Below are 1,609 nucleotides of genomic sequence, written 5' to 3' on the forward strand. Positions count from 1 at the left end.
GAGCAGCTCGCGGACCGCCGCCACCTCGGCCGCCGGGGCGGCCACCACGATGGTGTGCACCGAGGGCGCGGCGGCGAGCCGGCGGACCGCGTGCACCAGCAGCGGCTCCCCGCCCAGCAGGCGCAGCGCCTTGGGCCGGCCGGGGCCGAGCCGTACGCCGGCACCGGCCGCAGGCACGAGGACCGCGACGTCACCGCGCGGATTCAGCTGCGCGGTCACGTCGCGGTCCTCGGTGGTTTCTTCGCTACGAATCGGGTACGACGATGCTGTGGGGACTAGGCCTCGGTCAGCACCTTGTCGAGCAGCGTCTCCGCCTCGTCCTTGGTGCTCTTCTCGGCCAGCGCGACCTCGCCGACGAGAATGTCGCGGGCCTTGGCGAGCATGCGCTTCTCGCCCGCGGACAGGCCCCGCTCCCGCTCCCGGCGCCACAGGTCGCGGACGACCTCGGCGACCTTCAGCGGGTTACCGGAGGCCAGCTTCTCCAGATTCGCCTTGTAACGCCGCGACCAGTTGGTCGGCTCCTCGGTGTGCGGTGCACGGAGCACGTCGAAGACCTTGCCGAGGCCCTCTTCGCCGACCACCTCGCGCACGCCCACGATCTCGGCGTTCTCAGCGGGCACCCGGACCGTCAGGTCACCCTGCGCGACCCTCAGGACGAGGTATTCCCTGGGCTCGCCCTTGATGACCCGAGTCTCGATTGCCTCGATGAGTGCGGCCCCGTGGTGGGGGTAAACAACGGTCTCGCCGACACTGAAAACCATAGGTTCGAAACCCCTTTCGCTGTGTCTAGGGTAACACGCTCAGGCACCGATGTCTCACCGCTGTCCTGACCGTTGGCGCAGCTCAGGGGCCCTGTGAGAGGTATTTCTTCAGCTTGACAGGCGGCCAAACCGATGGTTCGAACACGCTCCGTGACGTGCGGGTGACTTCCCGGGACGGGTGACGCGAACGTCGAGATCAAGGGCTATGCGCTCATCCCATGGTATCCCGCCGGGCGGTTGTGCGCCCAGGTGTAGCGGCAGGAGGCCTGGTGCGGGACGCTGAAGGACGAGCCGCGGTCGGCTCGCGGGACGGTTCCAGGGGGTCCGATGGGCAAGCCAGACGCAGACGGCCCCGAACTGCCCGACCTGCCCCCGGAGTGGGGCCGGGTGGTGGTGCCGGACGATGCCGCCGCGCTGGCGGCCGAGGCCGAGCAGGTCCGCCGTGAGCTGCGCCGACGGGCCGGACGGACCGGTTCCCGTCCCACCGAGCGGCCCCCGCTGGCCCTGCCCCTGCTGGTCCTGCTGGTGGCGGTGCTGACCACACTCGCCGGCCTGGCGGCCGTCACCTGGCCCCGGTCCGACCCGTCCACGGCACCGCCCACCCCGGCCCCCTACGCCCCGCCGGCCACGGTCACCGGCCGGCCGCTGCCGGCGCTGGATCTGGTGGACGCCGGGCAGTCACCGGTGCCGCTGCGCGGCCTGCTGCCGGCGATGATCATCCTGGTCGACGCGTGCGCCTGCCCCGACCAGGTGGCCGAGGCCGCCGCCCTCGCCCCGCACGGCGTGACGGTCGCCACGGTCGCGGGCGATCGGGCCGCACCCGACCCGGGCGCGCCCGTACGCGCACT

Annotated in this window: 3 protein-coding genes; 1 reads left to right on the plus strand and 2 read right to left on the minus strand. The window is 72.1% G+C overall.

The annotated features are described in order from the left end of the window. Together NCC78_RS31610 and NCC78_RS31615 are read right to left on the minus strand one after the other, a co-directional pair. Positions 1 to 219: 2-C-methyl-D-erythritol 4-phosphate cytidylyltransferase (locus tag NCC78_RS31610; protein WP_250799108.1), on the minus strand; the 219-nt coding region annotated here is incomplete at its 3' end. A 56-nt stretch (positions 220 to 275) separates the two neighbouring features. Further along, positions 276 to 761 (minus strand): CarD family transcriptional regulator, encoded by a 486-nt coding sequence (locus tag NCC78_RS31615; RefSeq protein WP_013288937.1) that lies wholly within the window; start codon positions 759 to 761, stop codon positions 276 to 278. Positions 762 to 1,088: 327 nt separating this feature from the next. Between NCC78_RS31615 and NCC78_RS31620 the strand changes: the two genes are divergently transcribed. Next, positions 1,089 to 1,609, plus strand: a 521-nt coding sequence (locus tag NCC78_RS31620; protein WP_250799109.1) for a hypothetical protein, incomplete at its 3' end; no start/stop codon positions are given.

Source organism: Micromonospora phytophila (genome assembly GCF_023656545.1).
Classification (GTDB): domain Bacteria; phylum Actinomycetota; class Actinomycetes; order Mycobacteriales; family Micromonosporaceae; genus Micromonospora; species Micromonospora phytophila.